This window comes from Kineococcus lubricus, from assembly GCF_050871965.1.
In the GTDB taxonomy this organism is placed as follows: Bacteria; Actinomycetota; Actinomycetes; order Actinomycetales; family Kineococcaceae; genus Kineococcus.
This window is the reverse complement of the sequence record NZ_JBJLSK010000021.1, coordinates 1-25,641: the sequence shown is the minus strand read 5'-3', so window position 1 is coordinate 25,641 and position 25,641 is coordinate 1. Positions and strand designations below refer to the sequence as shown.

The 25,641-nt window shown below is 75.2% G+C and carries 27 protein-coding genes, 1 tRNA gene and 1 other RNA gene; 14 read left to right on the top strand and 15 right to left on the bottom strand.

Annotation, left to right across the window (positions count from 1 at the left end):
• Positions 1–21: 21 nt before the first annotated feature.
• From ACRYRX_RS16230 to ACRYRX_RS16205, 6 genes are all read right to left on the bottom strand, one after another.
• Positions 22–828 (bottom strand): AIM24 family protein, encoded by an 807-nt coding sequence (locus ACRYRX_RS16230; protein ID WP_432513371.1) that lies wholly within the window; start codon positions 826–828, stop codon positions 22–24.
• Between the two features lie 52 nt (positions 829–880).
• The gene (locus ACRYRX_RS16225) at positions 881–1,735 is read right to left on the bottom strand and encodes a hypothetical protein (protein ID WP_432513368.1); all 855 of its coding nucleotides are present in this window, start codon (positions 1,733–1,735) and stop codon (positions 881–883) included.
• A gap of 16 nt (positions 1,736–1,751) precedes the next feature.
• Positions 1,752–2,600 carry a hypothetical protein gene (locus ACRYRX_RS16220; protein ID WP_432513367.1) on the bottom strand — a complete coding sequence of 283 codons (849 nt, stop codon included), beginning with the start codon at positions 2,598–2,600 and terminating at the stop codon, positions 1,752–1,754.
• 10 nt (positions 2,601–2,610) lie between these two features.
• A complete protein-coding gene (locus tag ACRYRX_RS16215; protein WP_432513365.1) occupies positions 2,611–3,510 on the bottom strand; it encodes a hypothetical protein in 900 nt (299 codons plus the stop codon).
• Positions 3,507–4,772 carry a toxic anion resistance protein gene (locus tag ACRYRX_RS16210; RefSeq protein ID WP_432513364.1) on the bottom strand — a complete coding sequence of 422 codons (1,266 nt, stop codon included), beginning with the start codon at positions 4,770–4,772 and terminating at the stop codon, positions 3,507–3,509. The genes ACRYRX_RS16215 and ACRYRX_RS16210 overlap by 4 nt, the downstream gene beginning before the upstream one ends.
• A gap of 267 nt (positions 4,773–5,039) precedes the next feature.
• On the bottom strand, positions 5,040–5,222 hold the full coding sequence (locus tag ACRYRX_RS16205; RefSeq protein ID WP_432513362.1) for an SPOR domain-containing protein: 183 nt from the start codon (positions 5,220–5,222) through the stop codon (positions 5,040–5,042).
• Positions 5,223–5,299: 77 nt separating this feature from the next.
• Here ACRYRX_RS16205 and map point away from each other — a divergent pair, with 77 nt between their 5' ends.
• From map to ACRYRX_RS16185, 4 genes are all read left to right on the top strand, one after another.
• Positions 5,300–6,178 carry a type I methionyl aminopeptidase gene (map, locus tag ACRYRX_RS16200; protein ID WP_432513361.1) on the top strand — a complete coding sequence of 293 codons (879 nt, stop codon included), beginning with the start codon at positions 5,300–5,302 and terminating at the stop codon, positions 6,176–6,178.
• A 119-nt stretch (positions 6,179–6,297) separates the two neighbouring features.
• Positions 6,298–6,501: a PspC domain-containing protein gene (locus ACRYRX_RS16195; RefSeq protein WP_432513359.1), complete on the top strand. Its 204-nt coding sequence runs from the start codon at positions 6,298–6,300 to the stop codon at positions 6,499–6,501.
• Positions 6,502–6,653: 152 nt separating this feature from the next.
• A complete protein-coding gene (gene ppgK, locus ACRYRX_RS16190; RefSeq protein ID WP_432513450.1) occupies positions 6,654–7,406 on the top strand; it encodes a polyphosphate--glucose phosphotransferase in 753 nt (250 codons plus the stop codon).
• 78 nt (positions 7,407–7,484) lie between these two features.
• A complete protein-coding gene (locus tag ACRYRX_RS16185; protein WP_432513448.1) occupies positions 7,485–8,480 on the top strand; it encodes an LLM class F420-dependent oxidoreductase in 996 nt (331 codons plus the stop codon).
• A gap of 37 nt (positions 8,481–8,517) precedes the next feature.
• On the opposite strand, the gene ACRYRX_RS16180 is transcribed toward ACRYRX_RS16185, so the two are convergent.
• Positions 8,518–9,270, bottom strand: a complete 753-nt coding sequence (locus ACRYRX_RS16180) for a DUF4328 domain-containing protein (RefSeq protein ID WP_432513357.1) — start codon at positions 9,268–9,270, stop codon at positions 8,518–8,520.
• 148 nt (positions 9,271–9,418) lie between these two features.
• Here ACRYRX_RS16180 and ACRYRX_RS16175 point away from each other — a divergent pair, with 148 nt between their 5' ends.
• Both ACRYRX_RS16175 and ACRYRX_RS16170 read left to right on the top strand, forming a co-directional pair.
• A complete protein-coding gene (locus tag ACRYRX_RS16175; RefSeq protein ID WP_432513355.1) occupies positions 9,419–9,973 on the top strand; it encodes a DUF6083 domain-containing protein in 555 nt (184 codons plus the stop codon).
• A gap of 59 nt (positions 9,974–10,032) precedes the next feature.
• Positions 10,033–10,203, top strand: a complete 171-nt coding sequence (locus tag ACRYRX_RS16170) for a DUF4236 domain-containing protein (protein WP_432513353.1) — start codon at positions 10,033–10,035, stop codon at positions 10,201–10,203.
• Between the two features lie 16 nt (positions 10,204–10,219).
• On the opposite strand, the gene rnpB is transcribed toward ACRYRX_RS16170, so the two are convergent.
• An RNA gene (rnpB, locus tag ACRYRX_RS16165) (RNase P RNA component class A) lies at positions 10,220–10,596 on the bottom strand.
• A gap of 44 nt (positions 10,597–10,640) precedes the next feature.
• Between rnpB and ACRYRX_RS16160 the strand changes: the two genes are divergently transcribed.
• A complete protein-coding gene (locus ACRYRX_RS16160) occupies positions 10,641–11,384 on the top strand; it encodes a YaaA family protein (RefSeq protein WP_432513352.1) in 744 nt (247 codons plus the stop codon).
• A gap of 1 nt (position 11,385) precedes the next feature.
• Positions 11,386–12,534 (top strand): SLC13 family permease, encoded by a 1,149-nt coding sequence (locus ACRYRX_RS16155; RefSeq protein WP_432513350.1) that lies wholly within the window; start codon positions 11,386–11,388, stop codon positions 12,532–12,534.
• Here ACRYRX_RS16155 and ACRYRX_RS16150 read toward each other — a convergent pair.
• Entirely contained in the window at positions 12,524–13,345 is an 822-nt protein-coding gene (locus ACRYRX_RS16150) for an alpha/beta hydrolase (protein WP_432513348.1), read from the bottom strand. The genes ACRYRX_RS16155 and ACRYRX_RS16150 overlap by 11 nt on opposite strands.
• 180 nt (positions 13,346–13,525) lie before the next feature.
• Here ACRYRX_RS16150 and ACRYRX_RS16145 point away from each other — a divergent pair, with 180 nt between their 5' ends.
• Positions 13,526–14,722, top strand: a complete 1,197-nt coding sequence (locus tag ACRYRX_RS16145) for a sensor histidine kinase (RefSeq protein WP_432513347.1) — start codon at positions 13,526–13,528, stop codon at positions 14,720–14,722.
• A 29-nt stretch (positions 14,723–14,751) separates the two neighbouring features.
• Entirely contained in the window at positions 14,752–15,393 is a 642-nt protein-coding gene (locus ACRYRX_RS16140; RefSeq protein WP_432513446.1) for a response regulator transcription factor, read from the top strand.
• Here ACRYRX_RS16140 and ACRYRX_RS16135 read toward each other — a convergent pair whose 3' ends face one another.
• Complete coding sequence (locus ACRYRX_RS16135; protein ID WP_432513444.1) at positions 15,394–15,870, bottom strand: MarR family winged helix-turn-helix transcriptional regulator; 477 nt, start codon at positions 15,868–15,870, stop codon at positions 15,394–15,396.
• 75 nt (positions 15,871–15,945) lie between these two features.
• Between ACRYRX_RS16135 and ACRYRX_RS16130 the strand changes: the two genes are divergently transcribed.
• Positions 15,946–18,030 (top strand): MMPL family transporter, encoded by a 2,085-nt coding sequence (locus tag ACRYRX_RS16130; RefSeq protein WP_432513345.1) that lies wholly within the window; start codon positions 15,946–15,948, stop codon positions 18,028–18,030.
• Here the strand turns inward: ACRYRX_RS16130 and ACRYRX_RS16125 are convergent.
• The 3 genes from ACRYRX_RS16125 to ACRYRX_RS16115 are packed head-to-tail and all read right to left on the bottom strand — an operon-like array spanning position 17,982 to position 20,682.
• Positions 17,982–19,073, bottom strand: a complete 1,092-nt coding sequence (locus ACRYRX_RS16125) for a bifunctional RNase H/acid phosphatase (RefSeq protein ID WP_432513343.1) — start codon at positions 19,071–19,073, stop codon at positions 17,982–17,984. The genes ACRYRX_RS16130 and ACRYRX_RS16125 overlap by 49 nt on opposite strands.
• A complete protein-coding gene (locus tag ACRYRX_RS16120) occupies positions 19,070–19,813 on the bottom strand; it encodes a zinc ribbon domain-containing protein (protein WP_432513341.1) in 744 nt (247 codons plus the stop codon). Before ACRYRX_RS16120 ends, ACRYRX_RS16125 begins: the two co-directional genes overlap by 4 nt.
• Positions 19,814–19,821: 8 nt before the next feature.
• Entirely contained in the window at positions 19,822–20,682 is an 861-nt protein-coding gene (locus ACRYRX_RS16115) for a Nif3-like dinuclear metal center hexameric protein (RefSeq protein ID WP_432513441.1), read from the bottom strand.
• 58 nt (positions 20,683–20,740) lie between these two features.
• On the opposite strand from ACRYRX_RS16115, the gene ACRYRX_RS16110 reads away from it, so the two are divergent.
• Positions 20,741–20,813 (top strand) — tRNA-Val (locus ACRYRX_RS16110).
• A 25-nt stretch (positions 20,814–20,838) separates the two neighbouring features.
• Here the strand turns inward: ACRYRX_RS16110 and ACRYRX_RS16105 are convergent.
• Complete coding sequence (locus ACRYRX_RS16105) at positions 20,839–21,348, bottom strand: redoxin domain-containing protein (RefSeq protein ID WP_432513339.1); 510 nt, start codon at positions 21,346–21,348, stop codon at positions 20,839–20,841.
• Positions 21,294–21,722 carry a DUF3052 domain-containing protein gene (locus tag ACRYRX_RS16100; RefSeq protein ID WP_432513337.1) on the bottom strand — a complete coding sequence of 143 codons (429 nt, stop codon included), beginning with the start codon at positions 21,720–21,722 and terminating at the stop codon, positions 21,294–21,296. Before ACRYRX_RS16100 ends, ACRYRX_RS16105 begins: the two co-directional genes overlap by 55 nt.
• 163 nt (positions 21,723–21,885) lie before the next feature.
• Here ACRYRX_RS16100 and fdhD point away from each other — a divergent pair, with 163 nt between their 5' ends.
• Entirely contained in the window at positions 21,886–22,758 is an 873-nt protein-coding gene (fdhD, locus tag ACRYRX_RS16095) for a formate dehydrogenase accessory sulfurtransferase FdhD (RefSeq protein WP_432513335.1), read from the top strand.
• Between the two features lie 73 nt (positions 22,759–22,831).
• On the top strand, positions 22,832–25,585 hold the full coding sequence (gene aceE / locus ACRYRX_RS16090) for a pyruvate dehydrogenase (acetyl-transferring), homodimeric type (RefSeq protein ID WP_432513333.1): 2,754 nt from the start codon (positions 22,832–22,834) through the stop codon (positions 25,583–25,585).
• Positions 25,586–25,641: the final 56 nt, after the last annotated feature.

The following is a 25,641-nucleotide window of genomic DNA, read 5'->3' as shown; positions in this document are numbered from 1 at the left end:
CCGGCCCCCGGGAGTGCCCGGTCAGTCCCGGGACCCCGAGAACAGGCCGCCGAGCGCGCCCAGACCCTGCTGGTCGGGTTTGGCGCTGTTCTTCACGAGGGCCTTGGCGAAGGCCTCGATGGTGACCGACTGCAGGATGACGCGCCCGTTGCCGCGCAGCGTCGCCAGGGTCAGCCCCTCGCCGCCGAAGACCGCGCTCATGATGCCCTGCCGGTTGAGCCGGCCGACGGTCTCGACGCCGTAGGTGATGCGGTCGTCCCAGGCCACGATGCAGCCGGTGTCGACGCGGATCGTGCCGCCGTAGTCGGCGGGGTTGATGTCGATGAAGTCCCCGGCGCCGGCGATCACCAGAGACCCGCGGCCGGTGAACTTCTCCAGGATGAAGCCCTCCCCGCCCATGACGCCTTGGCCCAGGCCGGAGAAGGCGATGTCGAAGTGGACGCCCGCCTCGGCGGCCACGAAGGCGTCCTTCTCGGCGAACCACGTCGTCGCGCCGTCGAGCTCCAGGACCCGCATCTCGCCGGGCAGGACGCCGGCCAGGCCCAGCAGGCCGTCACCGCCGGGGGTGTGGAAGTGCTGGAAGGCGAAGGACTCCCCCGCCAGCACCCGCTTGCCCGCGTTGGCCGCCCCCCGCAGCAGGCCGCCGAGCCCACCGCCGCCGCCCGGACCGCCGTGCGGGTCGCTGGGGGCCGTCAGCTTCGTCTCCATCACGACGTCGCCGGAGGAGAACAGGAACTTGCCCGCCTCGCAGTAGACCGTCTGGCCGGGTCGCAACGTCACCACGGCCATCTGGGTCGTGGAGCCGACGAGCTGGACGTCGAGCGTCATGGCCCCTTCCTACCGCACCCGGCGACCGCGCGGGAGGGTCGGCGGGGGCCGGTCACAGGTCCAGGTCGCTGCGGCGGAACTTGGTCTCCAGGAACCGGCTCTGCTGCTGCTGGCGGTCCACGTCGGCGGCGTGCACCGCGTCGCGCAGCTGCCGGCAGCCCTCCACGAGCAGGTGCAGCTGGCTGCGCAGCTCCTGCGCCGGGGTGGTGCCGTCGCCGGCCCGGGGCGTGCGGGCGACGTCCGGGGGCAGGGAGAGGTAGTCGTCGACGGTGCGGGGCAGGTGCTCGGCGGCCAGGGTCTCCAGGTCGTGCCGGACCTGCGGGTCCCCGCCGCGCTCGGCGATCCGCAGCAGCAGCGGGCCGAGCAGGTCGGCGACCTCGTGGACGAGCACGACGTCGGTCCGCTCGAAGCGGTCGCTGGTGTCGACGCGCCGCACGGTCGCCACCAGCGCCTTCTCGGCCGCGCTGACCCGCGGGGCGGCGGCCGGGGGCGGTGCGGCGGCGGGCTCGGGGGTCCGCTCCCGGCGCCGGGGCGCGGGCTCGACCGGCAGCGCCGGGACGGCCAGGCCGTACTTGACCGCGCGGCGGTAGTGCCGGCGCAACCGGCGGCGGCGGCGGGCCTCGTTCTCGTAGGCGACGTTCGCGCCGATCCAGGCCCACATCGCCAGGAAGCCGACCCACCACAGGCCCAGCGGCCCGAGCAGGGCGTACAGGACGATCCAGCCGCCCAGCCCGACGAAGCGGAACAGCTGGAACTGCACGTCGGAGACCCAGCCGAGCACCGGCAGGTCCGCCCCCAGGCGCGGTTCGAGGTCCTCGGCCCGCACGACCTCGACCTCGCGGTCGGGCAGCACGACCCGCCGGTGCTCCCCGCCGGGCTCCTCCGGCCGGCTCAGCTCGACGCCCACGGCTCCTCCCCGGCTCTCACAGGTCCAGGTCGCTCTTGCGGAACTTCGCCTCCAGGAACCGGCTCTGCTGCTGCTGCCGGTCCACGTCGCGGGCCAGGACGGCCTCGCGCAGCTGGCGGCAGCCCTCGACGAGCAGCTGCAGCTGGCTGCGCAGCTCGTCGGCCGGGGTCGTCCCGGCCGCGGTGCGGTGCTCGTGGGCGTAGTCGTCGGGCAGGACCAGGTAGTCGTCCACGGTGCGCGGCAGGTGCTCCCCGGCCAGGGTCTCCAGGTCGTGCCGGACCTGCGGGTCGGCCTCGCGCGTGCGCAGCTGCGCCAGCAGCGGCCTCAGCAGGCGGTCGACCTCGCGGACCAGGCCGACCGCCTCGGCGTCCATCCGGCCGCCGGAGGTCTCGGCGCGCACGACGGCGGCGGCCAGCGCGCGCTCGGCCGCGGCCAGCGGGTCCGGCAGCGCCGGTGGGCTCGCCGCCTCCACCGGCGCGGGCTCCCGGCGCCCGGCGCGCCGGCGGTGGCGTTCGAGGCGGCGGGCGCGGCGCTCGGCGGCGTGCCCGGCCCACGGGACGCCCTGGTGCTTGAGGTACCCCATCGCGGCGCCCTGGCTGAACATCAGCGCGAGCGCGAGGCCGATCCACCCTTGAGCGAAGGCGACGATCCAGGCGGCCATCCAGACGGCGTTCGCCAGCCCCATCGCGTGCGGGTTCAGCCCCCGGCCCTGCTCCTGCTGCGGCGGCGCCGAGGGTTCCCGCTTGACGTACGGCGCCGGCGGCGGGGTCGTGCGGGCCGGCGACGCCCCGGTGCGCACCGTGGGCGGCGCGTCGGGGCGTGCGCGCACCCGGCCGTCGTCGCCCTTGCCGAGTTCGACTCCCACGTCGGCCTCCCTACAGGTCCAGGTCCGAGCGCCGGAACTTCGCGTCGAGGAACCGGCCCTGCACCGACAGCTTGCGCGCGTCCTGGTCGTGGACGGCGCGCTGCAGGTCGCGGGAACCCTGCACGAGGAGCTGCAGCTGGTTCACCAGCTCCTCGGCGGGGGTCGCCCCGCCGGGGCCGCGGCTGGTCAGCGCGTAGTCCTCGGGCAGGTCGAGGTAGTGCTCCAGCGCGCCCGGCAGGTACTCGGTGACGATGGCCTCGAGGTTGTGCAGCTCCTCGACCTCGGCCCCGCGGCGGGCGACGTGCGCCAGGAGGGGCCCCAGCACGTCCTCGATCTCGCGCACCGCGGGCACGGCGCCGTCGGGCAGCCGACCGCCGTGCCGCTTGGCGGTGCGGACGACCTCGCCCAGCCGCTGCTGCAGCGCCTCGACCGGGTCGGCCGGCGGCGCCGGCTCCACCGGCGCCGGCGCCGGGGCGGGGGGCAGTTCCTCCCCGGTGAACGCCGCCTTGATCCGCAGCCAGGCCGAGTTCGCCATGATCGAGTGCACCAGTCCCAGTCCCCAGGTCCCGGTGCCGGCCAGGGCACCCAGGACCGTCCACAACGTCGCGTCCGCGGCGATCCCGACGCCGAGGCCGGTCACCGCCCCGCCGAAGAGCACGAAGTACGCGATCGCCGCCAGCACCCACTGCGGGCGGCGGGCCCGCAACCCCATGTAGAGGAACGACAGCCACGGCAGTCCCACGGCCGGGATCGCCAGCCACCAGGAGTTCGCCACCCGCCACGTGCGGCTGCGCAGCCGGCGCGCGACGAGCTCGGGCGGGGCCTGCGCGGCCCCCCGGCGGACGACGTGCCCGTGCACCGCGGCGGGCCGGGCCCGCCGCAGGGACCGCGAGGGTGTCTCGGGAGTCACCGGGGACCCTCGAGGGCCGGGCCCGGGCCGCCCTCACCGTTGCGCGCCCGCTCCAGGTAGGACCGCGAGCGGTGAACCTGGCCCTCGAGGGCGTCGACGGTGCTGGCCATGCTGACGACGGCCTGCTGCTTGAACGTGTCGATGGCGTCCATCGTCGCGAAGACGTTGTCGAAGGCCTTCTGCAGGGTCGCGACGTCCACCGTGGACGAGGACGCCTGCTGGTGGATCTGCCCGGTCTGCTGCTTGAGCATCTCCGAGGTCGACAGGATCATCTGGTTCGTCGTGGTGTTCAGGGCGTTGATCTGGTCCAGGACGAGCTTCTGGTTCGCCAGCGCCTGCGCCACGATGACGGCGGTGCGCAACGCGGCGACCGTCGTGGTCTGGGCGCGGTCCACACCCTTGATGAGCTCGATGTTGTTCTTGCGCACCAGGTCCAGGGCGAGGTAGCCCTGCACGCTGACGGCCAGCTGGGTCAGCAGGTCCTGGTGGCGCTGGCGGATGGGGAACAGCGCGTCGGAGGTCAGCGCGTCCGCGGCCTGCGGGTTCGTCGCGCGCAGCTCGTCGATCTTGGCGACGGTCGCGGCGTCGAGCGCCTTGGCCAGCGTGGCGTACTCGGTGAGCTTGCCCATCGTCGTCCACAGGTTCTGCTTCTCGGACTCGATGGAGGCGTTGTCCTTGCGCAGCTCGTCCTGCCCGCTGGCGAGGGCCTTGATGATGGCGTCGAGCTGGGACTGGGCGTCCTGGTAGCGCTCGAAGTAGCGCTGGATCTTGTTGCCCGCGGGGATGATCCCGAGGATCTTCTTCACGCCCTTGAGGTCGGCGCGGCCGGGGTCGAGGGCGGTGACGGTCTGGCGCAGCTCCAGGAGCGTGTTCGCCACCTTCACCTGGGAGTCGGCGCCGGGCCCGGACGCCTTCTGCCCCTTGGCACCGGCGAGGCTGGACTGCGGGCGCTCCAGCATCCGGTTGGAGACCTGGGCCGAGGAGCGGACCTCCTGCTCGCCCATGCGCGTGATGTCGTCGACCTTCTTCTGGAAGGCGGGGCTGCGCGGGTCCTGGGCGGCGAGGTCGGCGACGAACGCCTGGGCCTTGCGGTTCAGCTCGACCCGGGTCGCCTCGTCCAGCGGGATCATGCCCTCGGCGGTGTCGTCGGCGACGACGGGCACCGGGGCGGGCGGGGTCAGCTGCAGGTCGCTGACCGCCGGGGCCGGCGCGGCCGCGGCCGGCGGGTTCAGCGGCTTGCTCAGGTCCAGCGACTCCGACATCAGGCGGTTCCCCTCGTCCTCGACATGCGATCCACCCGCGCCTCCCCCGGGCGTGCACCGATCCTAGGTCGGGTGCGGTCCGGGGCGTCACGTGCGGTCCCACGATCCTGACCGACCGTGCGGCTGCGGGCATCCACCCCTCGGTGGAGGAACCGGGACGGTCAGTACCCCGGTCGTAGCGGGTCACCCCGGTCGACGTCGGGGCGCTCCCGCGGGTTCCCCGGCCCCCGCCCCCGGCTCAGGGCCGGGCCGGGGCGCGGCGCGGGCTCACCAGTCGTCCTCCTCGCGGTCGCGGCGGTCGTTCTCCTCCGTGCGGGCGTGCGCGCGCGCGAGCGCCTGCTCGGCCTCCTCCCGGCTCGCGTAGGGGCCGAGGAGGTCCTTGGCCTGCCCCTTCCTCTCCAGCTCCTGCACCTGACCGGTGCTCGTGTCGTAGAACCACTGCTTGGCCATGGGGGCATCCTGGCGCGTCGGCGCCCGCGCCGCTCGTCCCGCCGGGGGCCGGCGGCGGGCGACCTAGACTCGTGCCCATGAGCACGGGAACCACCACCGCACCGCTGGGCACGCTCGTGCCGGGCACCACCTCCCCGCGGCGGGCGGTCCCCGCGCAGATCGCCCGGCCCGAGTACGTCGACCGGCCCGCCCCCACGCCCTACACCGGCTCCCACGTCATCGACCCCGAGGGCGTCGAGCGGATCCGCCGCGCCAGCCGGCTGGCCGCGCGGGCGATGGCCCTGGTCGGCGAGCACGTCGTGCCGGGCACGACGACGGACGAGCTGGACCGCATCGGGCACGAGTTCCTCTGCGACCACGGCGCCTACCCCTCCACCCTGGGCTACCGGGGCTTCCCGAAGTCGCTGTGCAGCAGCCTCAACGAGGTCATCTGCCACGGCATCCCGGACTCCACGGTGCTGGCCGACGGCGACATCGTGAACATCGACATCACCGCCTACCTCGACGGCATGCACGGCGACACGAACGCGACGTTCCTGTGCGGGGACGTCGACGAGGAGTCCCGCCTGCTCGTGGAGCGCACGCACGAGGCGACGATGCGCGGCATCAAGGCGGTCGCGCCGGGCCGGGCCGTCAACGTCATCGGCCGCGTCATCGAGAAGTACGCCGCCCGGTTCGGCTACGGCGTGGTGCGCGACTTCACCGGCCACGGGGTCGGGCCGGCGTTCCACTCCGGCCTGGTCGTGCCGCACTACGACGCCGCGCCCCAGCACGGGCTGGTCATGGAGCCGGGCATGGTCTTCACGATCGAGCCGATGCTGACGCTGGGCACCCACGAGTGGGACATGTGGGAGGACGGCTGGACCGTGGTGACGCGGGACCGGAAGCGGACGGCGCAGTTCGAGCACACGATCGTGGTGACCGAGACGGGTGCGGAGATCCTCACGCTCCCCTGACGGCTCCTCGACGGGACCTCGACGGGACCGGCGCAACCGATCGGGGCGCTCGCGCGTTGGACGGGGCGTACGGAACCACCCCGAGCCACCCGAGCCACCCGAGCCACCAGGAGCCCGCCGTGAACGCCCCCGCCCTGTCCCGCCCGAGGAACGGCAAGCTGATCGCCGGCGTGTGCGCCGGCCTGGGCCGCCGCTTCGGCCTGTCGGCCAACGTGGTGCGGCTGCTGTTCCTGCTGTCGTGCGTCCTGCCCGGCCCGCAGGTGCTGGTGTACCTGGCGCTGTGGGTCGTCATGCCGAAGGACACCGGCGGCTACGGCCGCTGACCGGCGGCACCGCGCTCGACGGCGCGGTGGCGTGGCCGCCGCGTCGCGGTCGCCCTAGGCTCCCTGCCGTGAGCGAGACGACCAACGACCCGTCGGCCCGGACCACCAGCGGGGCCCGCCCCCGCACGTCGCGACGGGCGCCGCAGAGCGCCGTGGCGGTGAGGGGGCTGGGCGTCGACATCGGCGGTTCCGGCATCAAGGCCGCGCCGGTGGACCTGGCCGCGGGCGCCTTCTCCGCCGAGCGCGTCCGGCTGGAGACCCCCCAGCCGGCGACCCCCGCCGCGGTGGCGCCCGTGGTGGCCGAGGTGCTGGCCGGTTTCGACGTCCCCGACGACACCCCGGTCGGCATCACGTTCCCGGCGGTGATCCAGCACGGCATCGCCCGCAGCGCGGCGAACGTGGACGACTCCTGGATCGGCACCGACGCCGGGACCCTGTTCTCCGAGACGCTGGGCCGCAAGGTGCTCGTCGTCAACGACGCGGACGCGGCCGGGTTCGCCGAGGTGCAGTTCGGGGCGGCCAAGGGCGTGCGCGGCGTCGTGCTGGTGACGACGCTGGGCACGGGGATCGGCAGCGCGCTGTTCGTCGACGGCAAGCTCGTGCCGAACACCGAGCTGGGTCACCTGGAGATCGACGGGCACGACGCCGAGAAGAAGGCGGCCGACTCCGCGCGCGAGCGGCACGACCTGTCGTGGTCGCAGTGGGCCAAGCGGTTGCAGCGCTACTACTCCCACGTGGAGGACCTGCTGTGGCCGGACCTCATCGTCGTGGGCGGCGGGGTCAGCAAGAAGCACGAGAAGTTCCTGCCGCTGCTGGACCTGCGCACGCCCATCGTGCCGGCGCAGCTGCGCAACGACGCCGGGATCATCGGGGCCGCGTCGCTGGCCTCGGCGCCGGTGTCCTGAGAACGTTCCCCGGCCAGGGCCTTCCGGTACCCGGTCGCGGGGCCCTAGGGTCCGGGCATGACTGACGCGACGCCGCGGCTGGGGTTCGGGCTGTTCGTCCCGCAGGGCTGGAAGCACGACCTCACGCAGGTCGAGCCGGCCCGGCACTGGGACGTCATGAGCGGTCTGGCGCGACGCGCCGACGCCGGGGACGTGTGGGACTCGCTGTGGGTCTTCGACCACTTCCACACCGTCCCCGAGCCGACCGACCAGGCCACCCACGAGGCGTGGAGCCTGATGGCCGCCTTCGCCGCCTCGACGCAGCGCATCCGGCTGGGGCAGATGTGCACCTGCATGAGCTACCGCAACCCGGCCTACCTGGCCAAGGTCGCGACCACCGTGGACGTCGTCTCCGGCGGCCGCGTGGAGATGGGCATCGGCGCCGGCTGGTACGAGCACGAGTGGCGCGCCTACGGGTACGGCTTCCCGTCCGCGGGTGAGCGCATCGCCCGCCTCGACGAGGGCGTGCAGATCATGCGGCAGCTGTGGACCGAGGGGACCTCGACGTTCGAGGGGAAGCACTACCGCACCGACGGCGCCCTGAACCGGCCGCTGCCGCTGCAGGCCGGCGGCATCCCGTTGTGGATCGCCGGCGGCGGGGAGCGCAAGACGCTGCGCACGGCCGCGAAGTACGCCGACTTCACGAACTTCGACGGCACGCTGGAGGGCTTCACGCACAAGTCCGAGGTGCTGCGCGGGCACTGCGAGGACGTCGGCCGGGACTTCTCCACGATCACCCGCTCCGCGGACTACAACGTCGCGATCGGGCGGGACGAGAAGGAGGTCGCCGACCGGGTCGCGGCCCGCCGGGACGTGCTGGCCCGCTACGTGAGCGCCGACGCCGCCGACCGCGAGGTCGCGAGCCTGGGCCCGGCCTCGGCCGGGGTGGGGACCCCGGAGCAGATCGTCGAGAAGCTGCGGCCGCTGGTGGCCGCGGGCCTGGGGTACGCGAACTTCTACTTCCCCGAGATCGCGACGGACACCTCGGGGCTGGAGCTGTTCGAGCGCGAGGTCGTGCCCGCGCTGCGGGGCTGACCCGCCCCGACGATCCGCGGCTGAGGCCCCTCCGGCCTCAGCCGCGGCCGGGGGCCTGCGCGGCGGCGATCGCGCGCACCACACCGGCGAAGACGGGCACGGCCGCCGCCCACAGCAGCGCCGAGACGAGCGTGAACGCCGTCGACGCCTGCTCCAGGCCCTGACCGGACAGCCGCAGCCCCAGGCTGGAGGTCAGCAGACCCGCGAGCCACAGGCCCCACCACAGGTCGGTCCGGGGCGCCGGCACCCGCGGTGCCCGGTGCCGCGAGGCGGTCCACACGTCCGCGACGACCTGGTGCGGCACGAACAGCCAGGCGATCGGGACGATCCACCCGAACCACGCCCACAGCGCGTTCCGGCGGTGCCGGACGGCCGGCGCGAGGCGCTCAGCGTTGGCGCGCGCCCGGGTCAGCCACAGCGCCACGACGACCCAGTTCGCGACGAGCACGGCGAAGGAGGCCAGCCCGGCCAGCAGGGTGACCACGGCGGCGACCAGCGAGGTGCCCGCCGCCACGGAGGCCAGCGCCGCCAGCACGTCGGTGGCCGCGACGACCCCGGCCAGCACGACGGCGGCCTGCCCGAGCCCGGTCAGCGGCCGCAGGCCCGCGACCGCGGGCGCGGGTCCGGGCGCCGGCACCGGGGCGGGACCCCCGAACCGGGCGGTGGGGAGCGTGCCGAACGGCGCGGGCGCCGCGGGCTGCTCGCGGGGGAAGTCGCCGCCGGCGGGGGCGAAGAACGGCACCTCGACGGACGGGCGGGCCCGGTCGTCGCGGAACGGCTGGCCGGTCACGGGGAGTCCTCCTGGTGCGGTGAACGACGGCTGTCGTGACCACTGTGCGTCACCGCGACAGCACGGGGAGGCAGTACGGCGGGCTGCCACCCGCTCGGCCCAAGCACCACCGGCACCGGCGGGCAGCCGCACGGGGCATGCTGGGGTCGTGGCTGGTCAGGAGGTCTGCGCGTTCTGCGCAGCGGGCGGGGACGAGGCGGACGAGGCGGACGTCCAGGTCACCGAGCGGCTGGGCGTGCGCATCGCCGTGTGCGCCGGCTGCCGGGAGCGGTTCGCCGCCCGTCCCGCCGTGCGCCCCGCACCCGTCGTCGAGGCCGCGGACCTGCCGCCCACCCTCGGTCAGCAGACCTCGGCGGTGCTGGAGCACGTGCGCCGGATGCAGCGCCGGGCCGCCGAGCGCCCGTACGTCGAGGAGGACTGCGCGTTCTGCGGGCACGTCGTGCACCGCTACCCCGGCCCCGACGGCGCCCCGGTGCGGCTGGCGAAGGAACCGGTCCTGGCCGCCGGCGTCCCGGCGCAGGAGCGGTGGCGGGTCGAGGGGGGACGGGCCCGGCCGGCCCCGCAGGACGACCCCGAGGACGAGGACGCGGTCGGGGCGCGGGTGCGGCACGAGGTCGTGTGCCCCGAGCACCCCGCCCCCGACAGCCCCCGGCTGCTGCGGATGTGGCGGGCGCACCACCGCCCCCCAGCCACGGACCTCTGACGGACGTCCGACCCGTGCCAGGATCGGTGCGGGGTCCTCGAGGGAAGCAGGTGGGTGCGGTGCCGTTCTCGTTCCGCTGGTCCAAGGCGCTGGGCAAGGGCGTGCGGCTGAACGCCGGCCGGTCCGGGCTGAGCGTGTCCAAGCGCTTCGGCCGGGCGACGGTGTCCTCGACGGGCCGGGTCAGCGTGCGACTGCTGAAGGGGCTGAGCTGGCGCGGGAAGCTGTGGTGACCCGCGCGCGGGGAGGGGGACGAGCCGGCCTGTAAGCCGGATCCTGTACCGCTCCCCGGGGGGAGCGGCGGCGACCATCCCTCTAGGACGTGCGTTGCCGCACGCCTCAAGCGACCTACCCGGCAGCTCGGGCGGGCCGCCCTCGAACGCTGCCTGTCTGGTCTTGCTCCGGGTGGGGTTTACCGAGCCGCGCTGGTCACCCAGCGCGCTGGTGGTCTCTTGCACCACCGTTTCACCCTTACCGCCCCGATCGCTCGGGGAGGCGGTTTCCTTTCTGTGGCACTGTCCCGCGGCTCACGCCGGGTGGCTGTTAGCCACCACCCTGCCCTGTGGAGTCCGGACTTTCCTCGGCGGCCGGGTCACCCCGGCCGACGCGGTCGCCCGGCCGACTCGTCCGCCGGACACCCTAGGCCATCGAGCCCGTACCCTCGTCCCTCGTGCTCGTGCTGCTCCCCCCGTCGGAGACCAAGTGGGCGGGGCCGCCGCGCGGCGCCGCGGTCCGTCTCGACGCGCTGTCCCACCCCGACCTGACGGCCGCGCGCGAGCAGGTCCTCGACGCCCTGGTCGAGGTGTCCGCCCGGCCCGACGCGCCGGAGCTGCTGGGGGTCGGGGCGAGCCTGGGCGACGTCGTGGCCGCCAACACGACGCTGCGGACCCGTCCCGCCGCGCCCGCGGCCCGGGTCTACACCGGCGTCCTCTACGACGCCCTGGACCTGCCGAACCTCCCGGCCGCCGCCGCCCGCCGCGTCCTGGTCTTCTCCGCCCTGTGGGGGGTCCTGCGCCCGGGTGACCGCGTCCCCGGGTACCGCCTCTCGATGGGCACCTCGCTGCCGGGGACCGGTCCGCTGGCGGCCTTCTGGAAGCCGCGGCTGACCGGGGCGCTGGCGCCCGCGGGCGTCGTCGTCGACTGCCGCTCGGCGACGTACGCCGCCGCCTGGACCCCCGACGCGGACACCGCCGCGCGCACCGTCGGGGTGCGGGTCCTGTCCGGCGGCCGGGTCGTCTCGCACGCGGCCAAGCACACCCGCGGCCTGGTCGCCCGGCACCTGCTCACCCGCGCCGGGCGGGCCCCGCGCACCCCCGGCGCCCTGCGGGACGCGGTGCGCGAGGCGTTCCCTGCCGAGCTGCGCGAACCGGCCCGGCGCGGCGGCGCGTGGACCCTCGACGTCGAGGCCCGCTGAGGTGTGGTGGGCGTGCGGGCTCGCCGGAGCCGCCGTCCTGCTCACCGGCCTGCTCGGCGGTGACGACGTCGCGGCCGTGGCGGACCGGGCCGGGCCGGTCCTGGCGTTCCTGGTCGCCGTCACGGTCGTCGCCGAGCTCGCCGACGCCGCCGGGGTCTTCGACGCCGCGGCCCGGCTCGCGGCGCGGGCCGGGCGGGGGCGGACGTGGCGGCTGTGGCTGCTCGTCGTGGCCCTGGGCACCCTCGCCACCGTCGTGCTGTCGCTGGACACCACGGCCGTCCTGCTGACCCCGGTGGTCCTGGCCCTGGCCGCGCAGCTGGGGCTGGACCCGCTGCCGTTCGCGGTGACGACGGTCTGGCTGGCCAACACCGCCTCGCTGCTGCTGCCGGTCTCCAACCTCACGAACCTCATCGCCCTCGACACCCTCGCCGGGTTCGGCGTCCACGGGACGGCCGGGTTCACGGCGCTGTCGTGGGCGCCGGCCCTGGCCGGGCTGGCGGGTGCGGTCCTCGTGCTGGGACTGGCCCACCGGCGGCGGCTGCGCGGCCGGTACGGCGCTCCCCCGCCCGCACCCGGGCGCGACCCGGTGCTGTTCGGCACCGCCACGGTCGTGTGCTGCCTGCTGGCGCCGGCGTTCGTCAGCGGCCTGACCCCCGCGGTCCCGGCGGCCGTGGCGGCCGCGGTCCTGGTCGCGGTCTTCGCCGTCCGGCGGCCCGGGGTGCTGCGGCCCCGGCTGCTGCCCTGGCGCACCGTGGTCCTCGTCAGCGGCCTGTTCCTGGTCGTGGAGGCCGCCCAGGTCCACGGCCTGGAGGACCTGCTGCGCCCGCTGGCCGGGTCCGGGGAGACCTTCGGCGACCTCCTGCGGCTGGCCGGGACGGCCGCGCTGACCGCCAACGTCGCCGACAACCTGCCCGCCTACCTGGCCGTCGAGCCGCTCGCCGGCAGCGCCTCCCGGCTGCTGGCGGTGCTCGTCGGGGTGAACCTGGGGCCGCTGGTCACCCCGTGGGCGTCGCTGGCGACGCTGCTGTGGCTGGACCGCTGCCGGGCCCGCGGGGTGGCGATCTCGCTGCCCCGCTTCGCGCTGCTGGGGCTGGTGGGGGTGGCCGTGTGCGTCCCGGCCGCGACGGCCGCCCTGGCGCTCACGCGCTGAGCAGGCCGGCGACCGCGGTCAGCGTGGGGCTGCCCGGGACCAGGTAGTCGTCGTGGTCGCCGTCGGCGGGGACGGGCAGCCGGTGCGCGCCCGGGGTCGAGGCCGGGTCGCGCCCCAGGCCGAGACCGCCGAGCCGCACGTGCGGGACGAACCGGATCGGGTCGGCCTCCCCCAGCGCGACGTACCGGTCCACGCCAGGCGCCAGCCGCCCGTCGAGGACGCCCGCGCTGGCCAGGTCGACGACGTCGCCCACCCCGTGGTCGTGCCCGTCGGCGAGCGCCGCCGCGCAGACGGCGCTGCCGTAGCTGTGGCAGACCAGGACGACCCGCTGCGCGGAGCCGTGCTCGCGCAGGCTGTCGAGCAGGACGCGCAGCCGGTCGCCGCCGGTGCGGGCCAGGGCGGGCCCGGCGGCGGCGAGCCCGAGACCGCCTGGGCTGACGTAGTCGGCCCAGGCGACGACGGCCGCCTCCGGGGCGCTCGCGGCGAGCGCGGCGGCGCCGGCGCGCAGCGTGCCGCGGTCGAAGGTGGCGAGGTCGGTGCCGACCCCGCCGACGACGACGGCGACGGCCCGGGCGCCGGTCAGGTCGCCGAAGACCTCGGTGACCAGGCCGCGGCCGGTGGTGTCGCGGGTGAGGAACCGCCGGTCGTGCCCGCCGGCCGTCCGGTGCGCGGCGTAGGCGGTGGCGGGGTCGGCGGGCACCGCGGTCGCCGGTGGGGCACCGGCCGGGTCCACCGGCGTCGCGGGGGGCAGCAGGCACGCGACCAGGAGCAGCGGCGCGAGGACGTCGCGGCAGGCGGCGACAAGACCCATGACGGTCTCCCGGGGTTGAGTGGGTTGCCGCGATGCGTTGCGGCGGAACGCTTCCATCCTCGAACCGGGGGGCCGGTGCCCCCAGGGCGCCAGCCCACCCCCTCGTCCTCGTGACGGCCGACCCGCGGGGGTCGTGCCAGCACGAGGGACGCGGTGGGCGCGGGTCGCTACGGTCGGTCCATGGCCGGGACGGGGCGCACCGCACGAGCGCTGCTGCGCGCACCGGTCGCCGCCCGGACGTGGCGCGAGGTCGGCTACCAGGTGCAGGCGCTGCTGCTGGCGCCGGTGGGCCTGCTGGTCGTCGTGCTGCTGCTGCTGGGGGTCGTGCTGTCGCTGACGTTCCTGGGGTTGCCGGTCGTCGCGCTGGCGCTGCGCTGCGCGCGGGGCCTGGTGCGGGTCCACCGCTCGCTGGCCCGCCGCGTGCTGGGGGTGCCGGTGGCCGAGCCGGCGGCGCGGGCGCGGGGGGCGAACCCGGTGGAGGGCCTGGTGCGGGCGCTCACGGACGCGACGGCGTGGACCTCCACGGGCTACCTGCTGCTGCAGGCGCCGCTGGCGGTGCTGGCGACGGCGGCGCCGGTGTACACGGGGGCGCTGTTCGCCGAGGCCGTGCTGGGCCCGGGGACGCCGGTGCTGCCGCAGGTGGTCGCGGTCGCGGTGGTCGTGGCGTTCGGCAGCCCGTGGGTGCTGCGGGGCTGCGTGTGGTTCGAGACGCTGACGCTGCGGGCGGTCTCGGCCGAGCAGGGCGGGGACAGCGAGCGGTTGCGGCGCAGCCGGTCGGCGGTGCTGGAGGGGTCGGCGGCGGCGGTCCGGGCCATCGAGCGGGACCTGCACGACGGCACGCAGGCCCGGCTGACCGCGATCGCGCTGCACGTCGACCTGGCCCGGTCCCGGCTCGCCGAGGACCCGGCCGGGGCCGGGGAGCTGCTGGACGTGGCGCACGCGACGACGCGGGAGGCCATCACCGAGCTGCGCACCATCATCCGCGGCATCCACCCGCCGGCGCTGGACGAGGGGCTGGGGGCGGCGTTGCAGGCGCTGGCCGAGCAGGCCGGGGTGCGGGTGCACCCCCGGATCGAGGTGGGGTCGGCGCGGTTCTCCCCCGCGATCGAGACGATGGCCTACTTCTGCGTGGCGGAGCTGCTGGCCAACGCGACCAAGCACGCCGACGCGGCGAACGCGTGGCTGACGGTGCGGGCGCACCGGCGCCGGCTGGTGCTGGAGGTCCGCGACGACGGCCGCGGCGGGGCCGACCCGGCGCGCGGCAGCGGGTTGCGGGGGCTGCGGGAGCGGATCGCGGCGGTCGACGGGACGTTGCGGCTGGACAGTCCCGCCGGGGCCGGGACGACGGTCCGGCTGGAACTGCCGGTGGCCGCGTGAGCGGGCCGGGCGCGGCGCCGGACGGGGTGCTGGACGTGGTGCTGGCCGAGGACTCGGCGGTGCTGCGCGAGGGGATGGTCCGCCTGGTGGAGCTGCGCGGGCACCGGGTGGTGGCCGCCGTCGGGGACGGTGGGGCGCTGGTGGCGGCGGCCGCCCGGCACCGGCCCGACGTCGTCGTCACGGACGTGCGGATGCCGCCGGGGCACACCGACGAGGGGTTGCGGGCGGCGCTGGAGATCCGCCGGGCGCACCCGGCGACGCCGGTGCTGGTGTTCTCGCAGTACGTGGAGAACCGCATCGCGCGGGACCTGATCGCCCGGTCCCCCGCCGGGTTCGGCTACCTGCTGAAAGACCGGGTGGCGGACTCGGCGGAGTTCCTGCAGGCGCTGGAGCGGGTCGCCGCCGGGGGGACGGCGCTGGACCCGGACGTCGTCGCGCAGCTGGTGCGCCGGGGCCGGGACGCGCTGGCCGAGCTGACCCCGCGGGAGCTGGAGGTGCTGGCGGCGATGGCCGAGGGCCTGTCCAACGCGGCCATCGCGACGCGCCTGGTGGTGGGTGAGCGGGCCGTGGAGAAGCACGTCGCGGGGATCTTCACGACGCTGGACCTGCCGCCGAGCCCGGACGGGAACCGGCGGGTCATGGCGGTGCTGCGGTACCTGGGCCGGGAGTAGTCACAGCTCCCGGTGGTGCTCCTCGAAGGCGTGGCGCATGGCCGACAGGAACCGGTGCACGGTGTCGAGCTCGGCGTCGTCGAACTGCTCCATCATCGCGCCGCTGCGGCGGCCGAGGGGGCCGAAGAACTCCTGGGCCAGCGCCATCCCGGGTTCGCCGTAGCGCAGGAAGACCTTGCGCCGGTCGGTGTCGCCGCGGTCGCGGCGCAGGTGGCCGTGGCGCTCGAGGCGGTCCACGACGCCGGTCGCCGCGCCGGTGGTGACGTCGAGCAGCCCCGCGAGCTCACCGGCGGTCAGCGGTTCGCCGGCGACCTCGCGGCGCATGACGTGGATGAGGGCCTGCAGGTCGGTGGGGTGCAGGCCGTGGCGGGCGGCGAAGGCGTGCGCGATGCGCTCGGAGACGCCGACGAGGTCGCGCAGCTCGTCGACGATCTCCCGCTCGCGGCGGTCGCGGGGGGTGTCACGGGGTCGGTACATGGTCATCGGGTTGCCATCCTACCGCTCGCACGCTACACATCTTAGTCACTGAGACATTTACCTGGAGAGGAAACAATGAGCATCCTGACCGGGCGGATCACCGCGTGGCTGGTCCTGCTGGCCGCCGTGCTGCTCGCCGGCACGGTGAGCGCCGTCAGCGGCAGCGCCCCGGAGGGTTCCTCCGGCAACGGCGGCCCACCGGCCTCCTCGGAGTCCGTGCGCGCCGCCGAGCTGGCCGAACGCCTCCCCGACGACGGCCGCGGCGCCCTGCTCGTCGTGTACTCCCGCGAGGGCTCCCCCCTGACCCCCGCCGACCTCGCGGCCGCCGCCGCGCTCGGCACTCCCGTCCCCGCCGAGGACGGCGAAGTCGCCCTCGTCACCGTCCCCGTGCAGGCCGACGGCACCCGCGAGGAACTGGCCGCCGCCGTCGGCGACGTCCGCGAGCGCGCCCGGCAGGACCTGCCCGCCGGTCTCGTCGTCGAGGTGACCGGCGGACCCGCCTTCGCCGTCGACAGCGCCGACGCCTTCACCGGCGCCAACACCCGCCTGCTGCTCGTGACCGCCGCCGTCGTGGCCCTGCTCCTGCTCGTCACCTACCGCTCCCCCGTCCTGTGGCTCGTGCCGCTGGCCGTCGTCGGCCTCGCCGACCAGGTGACCGTGCGGCTGCTGGAGCTCATCGGCCGCCTCACCGACACCCCCGTGGACCCCTCGGCCACCGGCATCACCAGCGTCCTCGTCTTCGGCGCCGGCACCGACTACGCCCTGCTCCTCATCGCCCGCTACCGCGAGGAGCTGCGCCGCGACCCCGACCGGCGCAGCGCCATGCGCACCGCCCTGCGCGGCGCCGGCCCGGCGATCCTGGCCAGCGCCACCACCGTCGTGCTGGCCCTGCTGACCCTGCAGGCCGCCGTCCTGCCCAGCAGCCGCACCATCGGCCGCGACGCCGCCATCGGCGTCGTCGTCGCCCTGGTCTTCGGCCTGCTCGTCCTGCCCAGCGCGCTGGTCGTCTGCGGCCGCGGGCTGTTCTGGCCGTTCGTGCCGACCGAGGGCTCGGCCGAGCCCACCCGCACCGGGACCTGGTCGCGCATCGCCGGCGCCGTGCTCGCCCGCCCGGTCCGGGTCGTGGCCGGGACCGTGGTCCTGCTGGCGGCCCTGGCCGCCGGGCTCGGCGGGGCCACCCTGGGCCTGTCCCAGACCGAGCAGTTCCGGGTCGCGGCCGAGTCGGCCGACGGGGCCGAGACGCTGGCCCGCGCCTTCCCCGGGGCCGCGGCCGAACCCGCCCGGATCGTCGTGCCCGGTGCGGTCGACCCCGCGCAGGTGGTCGCCGCCGCGCAGGGCGTCGAGGGCATCGGCGCGGCCCGCCCCGGCCGCACCGCCGACGGTCTCACCGAGGTCCTGGCCACCTTCGAGACCGAACCCGGTTCCGCCGCCGGCCGCGAGGTCGTGGAACGGCTGCGCGAGGCCGTGCACGAGGTCGCCCCCGACGCCCTCGTCGGCGGCACCGAGGCGGAGTCGCTGGACAGCCGCACCGCGACCGTGCGCGACCTCCTCGTCGTCACCCCGCTGGTCGTCCTGGTCGTCCTGGTCGTGCTCGTGGTCCTGCTGCGCTCGGTCGTCGCGCCGCTGCTGCTCGTCGCGACCGTGCTGGCCACCTACCTGGCCGCCCTCGGCGCGGCGAACCTGATCTTCACGCAGCTGGCGGGGATGCCCGCCCTGGACAACTCCGTGCCCCTGCTGTCCCTGCTGTTCCTCGTCGCCCTGGGCGTGGACTACAACATCTTCCTCGTCACCCGGATCCGGGAGGAGACCCCGGCCCTGGGCACCCGGGAGGCGACCCGCCTCGGCGTCGCCGTCACCGGCGGGGTCATCACCAGCGCCGGGATCCTGCTCGCCGCGGTGTTCGCCGTCCTGGGGGTGCTGCCGCTCATCGTGCTCACCCAGATCGGCGTCGTCGTCGGGATCGGGGTGCTGCTCGACACGCTGGTCGTGCGGACGGTCCTCGTGCCCGCGCTGTTCGCCCTGCTCGGCCCCCGGGTGTGGTGGCCGAGCAGGCTCGACGCGGGCGCAGGGTCCGGCGAGGGGTCCGGCGAGGGGTCGGGGCGGCACCGGGCTCAGACCCGGTTGACCGCCAGCACCTCCGAGGAGCCGTCGGCCCGGTAGCGCAGCACCGTCCGGGACCCGGGGTCGACGTGGATGCGGCGCTGCATCTGCGCCCCCACCCCCAGCACCGACCGCAGCAGCACCCGCAGCGGGTCGCCGTGGGTCACCAGGACCACGCGCTCGCCGCCCCAGCGCGCCAGCAGCGCGTCGCGGGCGGCGAGCACGCGGCGCTCGACGGTCTGCAGCGACTCGCCCCCGGGTGGGGCCGCCGTCGGCGAGGCGTCCCAGGCGGCGAACTCGCGCGGCCACCGGCGGACGACCTCGGGGGTGGTCAGCCCGTCCCACTCGCCGAAGTCCGTCTCGTCCCACTGCCGGTCCACGTGCACCGGCAGGCCGAGGCGGTCGGCGACGACCTGCGCGGTCTGCTGCGAGCGCCGCATCGTCGAGGACAGGACGACCCCGGCCCCCGCCACCTCCGCGCACTGCGCCGCGGTCCGCGCCTGCGCCAGCCCCAGCTCGGACAGCTCAGGGTCCTGCCCGCGGCGGCCGCACACGCGCCGCTGCTCGGTCAGCTCGGTCGAGCCGTGGCGGACGAGGACCAGCGTCGTCGGCGGGGCGTCCGGGCCGGCCGGCCGGGCGGCGGGGGTCGACGCGGCGGGGGTGGTGGGGGTGGTGGCGCGCTGCCACTGCCTCCCCGCGGCCGCCGCGTCCATCGCCTCGTTCGCCAGCCGGTCGGCGTGGGAGTTCTGCGCCCGCGGGATCCAGGCGAAGTCGACGTGCGGCCCGGCCAGCGACCGGGCCTCCTGCGCGAGGACCCGCATGTCCGCGTGCTTGACCTGCCAGCGCCCGGACATCTGCTCCACGACGAGCTTGGAGTCCATCCGCACCTCGACCCGCGCGTCGGGGTCGACCGCCTGCGCGGCCCGGAGCCCCGCGATCAAGCCCCGGTACTCGGCGACGTTGTTGGTGGCCCGCCCGATCGACTCGGCGACCTCGGCGAGCACCTCCCCGGTCGCGGCGTCCTTGACGACGGCCCCGAAGCCCGCCGGCCCCGGGTTCCCCCGCGAGCCGCCGTCGGCCTCGACGCGCAGGACCCTGCTCACAACCCGGATTCCTCCGTGCGCACCAGGATCCGCCCGCACTCCTCGCAGTGCACGACGTCGTCGGGGGCCGCCTTGCGGATCTCGGCGAGGTCGGAGGCGTTCAGCTCCAGCTGGCAACCGCCGCAGCGGCGCGAGCGCAGCAGCGCGGCCCCGACCCCGCCGCGCGGGGCCCGGACCTTCTCGTACAGGGCCACCAGCGCGTCGTCGATGCCCATGACGATCGCCTGCCGGCGGGCCAGGACGGCCGTCTCCTCCGCGGCGATCTCGGCGAGGGCGGCGTCCCGGCGGGCGGTGACCTCGTCGATCTGCTCGGCGAGCTCGGTGTCGGTGGTCGTCAGCTCGGCGGCGGCGAACTGCACCTGCTCCAGCCGCTCCATGACGGCCAGCTCCTCGTCCTCCAGCACGCCCTGGCGGCGGGCCAGCGACTCCAGCTCGTGCTGCAGGCCCTGCAGGTCCTTGGGCGAGCCGACCCCGGCCTCCAGCCGCTTCGTGTTGCGCTGCGCGCGGTCGCGGACCTGCGCGACGTCGGCCTCGGCCTTGGCGACCTGCCGCTCGACGTCGCCGACGAGCGTGCGGGCCGCGACCAGCACGTCCGCCGACCGGCGGCGCTCCTTCACGAGCCCGTCGAGCTCGGCCTGCTCGGGCAGCGTCGACCGGCGGTGCGCGAGCTGCGCCAGCCGCGTGTCGACGGTCTGCAGGTCCAGCAGACGCTGCTGGTCGATCGCGGGAGCCTTGGGCATCGCCCCGCTCACTCTCCTCGGCTGGGGACGCGCAACGTCCAGGGATCGGTGCGCGTGGTGGACACGTGGGCCTCAACGGTACGGCCGTCCGCGGCGAGCGCGGCCACCAGGCGGTCGGCGCACCCGGCCAGCCAGGGCCACTCGCTCGCCCAGTGCGCCACGTCGACGAGGTACGGGCGGCCGTCCCCGAACGCCGCGCGCTCGCGGGCCTCCGAGGCGGGGTGGTGGCGCAGGTCGGCCGTGACGTACACGTCGGCGCCGCTCGCGCGCACCCGGTCGAACAGGCTGTCGCCGGACCCGCCGCAGACGGCGACGCGGCGCACGAGGGCGTCGGGGTCGCCGGCCAGCCGGACGCCCTGCTCGGTCGCCGGCAGCGCACCCGCCACCCGGTCGGCGAAGTCGCCGAGGCGCTCGGGCGCCGCGAGGTTCCCCACGCGCCCGATGCCCAGGTCGGGCCGGTCCGGCAGCGGGTCGAGCGGGACGAGGTCGTCGAGGTCGAGCACGCGCGCGAGGGCGTCGGAGACCCCCGGGGCTCCGGCGTCGGCGTTGGTGTGGGCGACGTGGATCGCCAGCCCGGCCGTCACGGCCCGGTGCACGACGGCGCCCTTGAACGTCGTGGCCGCCACCGACGTCACCGGCCGCAGCAGCAGGGGGTGGTGCGTGACGAGCAGGTCCGCGCCCGCCGCGACCGCCTCCTCGACGACCTCGGTGGTGGGGTCGACGGCGAAGTGGACCCGCCGCACGGGGGCCGCGGGGTCCCCGCACACGAGCCCGACCGCGTCCCAGGACTGGGCCCACCCGGGCGGGTGCAGGGACTCGAGGACGTCGATGACCTGCCGCAGCGCCGGTGCGTCGGGGACGGAGGGGATCACGGACGCTGACACTAACGGCTACCGTGGTCCCGTCGGGTCGTCAGCGGCCGACGAGGGGCCCGTAGCTCAGTTGGTAGAGCACCGCGTTTACACCGCGGCTGTCGTCGGTTCGAGCCCGGCCGGGCCCACCCGCGGACCGCACCGGCGGCCTGGTCACGGCTCCAGCGCCGCCAGGTGCGCCCGCAGGGGCCGGGGCGCGTCGTGCTCGCCCCGCAGCACCCAGCGCACCCGCCCGTCCTCGACGAGCAGCGACAGCCGCTGCGCGACGCCCCGCTCGTCGTCGAAGGCGCCCAGGGCCCGGCTGACCGCGCCGTGCGGCCAGAAGTCGCTGAGCAGCGGGAACGGGTAGACGCGGTCGTCGGCCCAGGCCCGCAGCGCCGGGACGGGGTCGCACGACAGGGCCGCGAGCTGGACCCCGGCAGCGTCGAACCGGTCGATCTCGAACGCCAGCGCCCCCAGCTCGGCCGTGCAGTGGGTCGAGAACGCCGCCGGGACGCAGACCAGCAGCGCCGGGCCCTGCTCCCACAGCTCGCGCAGCGCCACGCGCTCGCCGTGCTGGTCGGGGACCACGGCGTCGGGGACCGGGAAGGCGTCCCCGACCGCCGGGTTCAGCGGCGCCCGTTCTTCGGCGTCGTCATCCGGGTCCCGGCCCAGTTCGCGCACGCGCTCACGCTGGAGGTGGCGTGCAGACCGGCCGTGGGGGCGGCCTCGTCGATCTCGGAGGCGTTCACGTGGCCCGGCCGGCCCTTCTTCGGGGTCAGCAGCCAGACGATGCCGCCCTCGGCGAGGTTGGTGATGGAGTCGACGAGCGCGTCGACCAGGTCACCGTCGCCCTCCCGGTACCAGCACAGGACGACGTCGGCGACGTCGTCGGCGTCCTCGTCCAGGAGCTCGCTGCCGACGATCTCCTCGACGGCCTGCCGGAAGTCCTCGTCGACCTGCTCGTCCCAGCCGAACTCCTGGACCAGTTGCCCTGACTTGAAGCCCAGCTTGGCCGCTGCAGCAACATCCGCCGCAGGGTCCGCGGTCGCACCCACTGGTGTCCTACCTTCCTCGAGGCCCCCTGGAGGTGGGGACGCTGGTGGTCTTGACCTCCTAGTGGAGCGGAGGAACGGTGTCCTGCGCAAGACGGAGCACCCGCGGGCCGATCACGGACCCTCCGCGCTGCCGGGTCCCCCGCACCGGTGGGAGGCTGTGCAGGTGGCAGTCTCGTCGGTCCGCACGCGCACGACCCGGCTCGACCTGAGCACCGGCGCGCCCCGGGACCGCGCCGACGCCCTGGCCGTCGAGGAACCGCTGCAGCTGGTGGTGGACGGCGAGGAGCTGACCGTCACGATGCGCACCCCCGGGCACGACGTCGAGCTCGCGCTGGGCTTCCTGCACGCCGAGGGGCTGCTGCGCGGGGCCGACGACGTGGTGTCCATGCGGCACTGCGCCACCGGTGAGCAGCCGGCGGCCAGCTCGAACCTGCTGCGGATCGGCGCGCGCCCCGGCTCCCGGCTGGCCGGCCGGCGCGTCGCGCGGCCCTTCACGACGACCTCGGCGTGCGGGGTGTGCGGGTCGGTGAGCGTCGAGGACGTCCTGTCGCGGGTGCCGGCGGCGCTGCACGGCGACGACGTGCGGGTGCCCGTCGACGTGCTGGCCGCCCTGCCGGACGCCCTGCGGGCCGCGCAGCCCGCCTTCGACCGCACCGGGGGCCTGCACGCCGCGGGCCTGTTCGACGCCGGCGGGCGGCTGCTGTGCCTGCGCGAGGACGTGGGCCGGCACAACGCGGTCGACAAGGTCGTGGGCTGGGCGCTGCGCTCGGGGCAGCTCCCGCTGCGCGGGCGGGTCCTCGTCGTCTCCGGCCGCGCCTCCTTCGAGCTGGTCCAGAAGGCCGCGATGGCCGGCGTCCCGGTGCTCGCGGCGGTCTCGGCCCCCTCCTCGCTGGCGGTGTCGCTGGCGCGCGAGGCCGGGATGACGCTGCTCGGCTTCCTGCGGCCCCCGACCGCCAACGTCTACGCGGGCGGGGCACGTCTGGGCCCACCGGCGGGGACCGGGGTGGGTCCGCGTCCGACGTCCGTCCTAACCTGAACCCACCACTGGGTCCGACCCCCGTCCCACCCGGGCGGGACGGGCCCTCGACGAATGCGGGAGGACCACCACCGTGGCCAGACGCGATGAAGCGGGAGCACCCGCCGGCAAGGGCCCCATCCTCAACGGCCTGCCGTCGCAGTTGCCGGACATCGACCCGGAGGAGACGGCCGAGTGGCTGGCCTCCCTCGACGGGATCGTCGACGAGCGCGGCCAGAACCGCGCGCGGTACCTCATGCTGCAGCTGCTGCAGCGGGCCCGCGAGCGCCAGGTCGGCGTCCCCAGCCTCACCGCGACCGACTACATCAACACCATCGGCCCCGAGAGCGAACCGTGGTTCCCCGGGGACGAGGAGGTCGAGCGCCGCTACCGCGCCTGGATCCGCTGGAACGCCGCGGTCATGGTGCACCGCGCCCAGCAGCCCGGCATCGGCGTCGGCGGGCACATCTCGACGTACGCGTCGTCGGCGACGCTGTACGAGGTGGGCTTCAACCACTTCTTCCGCGGCAAGGACCACGCCGGCGGCGGTGACCAGGTCTTCATCCAGGGGCACGCCTCCCCCGGCGTGTACGCCCGCGCCTTCCTCGAGGGCCGGCTGAGCACCGAGCAGCTCGACGGCTTCCGCCAGGAGGTCTCCAAGGCCCCGAACGGGCTGTCGTCCTACCCCCACCCCCGGCTCATGCCGGACTTCTGGGAGTTCCCGACGGTCTCGATGGGCCTGGGCCCGGCGAACGCGATCTACCAGGCGCAGTTCAACAAGTACCTGCACAACCGCGGTTTCAAGGACACCTCGCAGCAGCACGTCTGGGCGTACCTGGGCGACGGCGAGATGGACGAGCCGGAGTCGCGCGGCTTCGCCCAGCTCGCGGCCTACGAGGAGCTGGACAACCTCACGTTCGTCGTGAACTGCAACCTGCAGCGCCTCGACGGGCCGGTGCGCGGCAACGGCAAGATCGTCCAGGAGCTGGAGGCGTTCTTCCGCGGTGCGGGCTGGAACGTCATCAAGGTCCTGTGGGGCCGGGAGTGGGACACGCTGCTGGCCCAGGACCACCAGGGCGCGCTGGTCAACCTCATGAACGCCACCCCCGACGGGGACTACCAGACGTTCAAGGCCGAGAACGGCGCCTTCGTCAAGGAGAACTTCTTCGGCCGCGACCCGCGCACGGCCAAGCTCGTCGAGGGCATGTCCGACGACGAGGTCTGGAACCTCAAGCGCGGCGGCCACGACTACCGCAAGGTCTACGCGGCCTACCAGGCGGCGGTGAACCACACCGGGCAGCCGACGGTGATCCTGGCCAAGACCATCAAGGGCTACGGGCTCGGCCCGCACTTCGCGGGCCGCAACGCGACCCACCAGATGAAGAAGCTCACGCTGGAGGACCTCAAGCTCCTGCGCGACTCGCTGCGGATCCCGATCTCGGACGAGCAGCTGGAGAAGGACCCCTACCGCCCGCCGTACTACCACCCCGGTGACGGCGACGAGGCGATCCAGTACCTGCGCAAGCGCCGCGCCGACCTCGGCGGGCCCGTCCCGCAGCGCCGCGTGCAGCACGCACCGCTGCACCTGCCCGGCGACGACTCGTACAAGATCGCCGCCAAGGGCTCGGGCAAGCAGGAGATCGCCACCACCATGGCGTTCGTCCGGCTCCTGAAGGACCTCATGCGGGACAAGGAGTTCGGCGCGCGCGTCGTGCCCGTCATCCCCGACGAGGCCCGCACGTTCGGGATGGACTCGCTGTTCCCGACGCTGAAGATCTACAACCCGCACGGGCAGAACTACACCTCCGTGGACCGCGAGCTGATGCTCGCCTACAAGGAGTCCGAGCAGGGGCAGATCCTGCACGTGGGCATCAACGAGGGCGGGTCGCTGGCGGCCTTCACCGCGGCCGGGTCGTCGTACGCGACGCACGGCCAGCCGATGGTCCCGATCTACGTCTTCTACTCGATGTTCGGCTTCCAGCGCACCGGTGACGCCATCTGGGCCGCGGCCGACACCATGGCCCGCGGGTTCATGATCGGCGCCACCGCCGGGCGGACGACGCTGACCGGTGAGGGGCTGCAGCACGCCGACGGGCACTCGCTGCTGCTGGCCGCGACGAACCCCGCGGTCGTGTCCTACGACCCGGCGTACGCGTACGAGATCGGGCACATCGTCAAGGACGGCCTGCGCCGCATGTACGGCGAGGACCCCGAGAACCTCATCTACTACCTGACGGTCTACAACGAGCCGATGGTCCAGCCGGCCGAGCCGGAGGGCGTGGACGTCGAGGGGATCCTGCGCGGCATGCACAAGGTCTCGACCGGTGAGGGCGACGGGCCGCGCACCCAGCTGCTCGCCTCCGGCGTGGGTGTGCCGTGGGCGCTGGAGGCGCAGGCGCTGCTGCGCGACGACTTCGGCGTCGTCGCCGACGTGTGGTCGGTCACGAGCTGGAACGAGCTGCGCCGCGACGGCCTGGCCTGCGACGAGCACGCCTTCCTCAACCCCGGCGACGACTCGAAGGTCCCCTTCGTGACGCAGAAGCTGAAGGACGCCCCCGGCCCCGTGGTGGCCGTGAGCGACTGGATGCGCCAGGTGCCCGACCAGATCGCGCAGTGGGTCCCGGGCGAGTTCGCCTCCCTGGGGGCCGACGGGTTCGGCCTGTCCGACACCCGCGCAGCGGCCCGCCGGTACTTCCACATCGACGGCCCCTCGGTCGCGGTCCGTGCGCTGGAGATGCTCGCCAAGCGCGGCGAGGTCGACTGGCGGGCGCCGGGTCAGGCGATCGAGAAGTACCAGCTGCACGACGTGCGGGCCGGCCGCAGCGGCAACGCCGGCGGGGAGAGCTGACCGGGCGCTGACCGGCGGCTGACGGCCGCCCGGGGACGGTGGGTCCACCGTCCCCG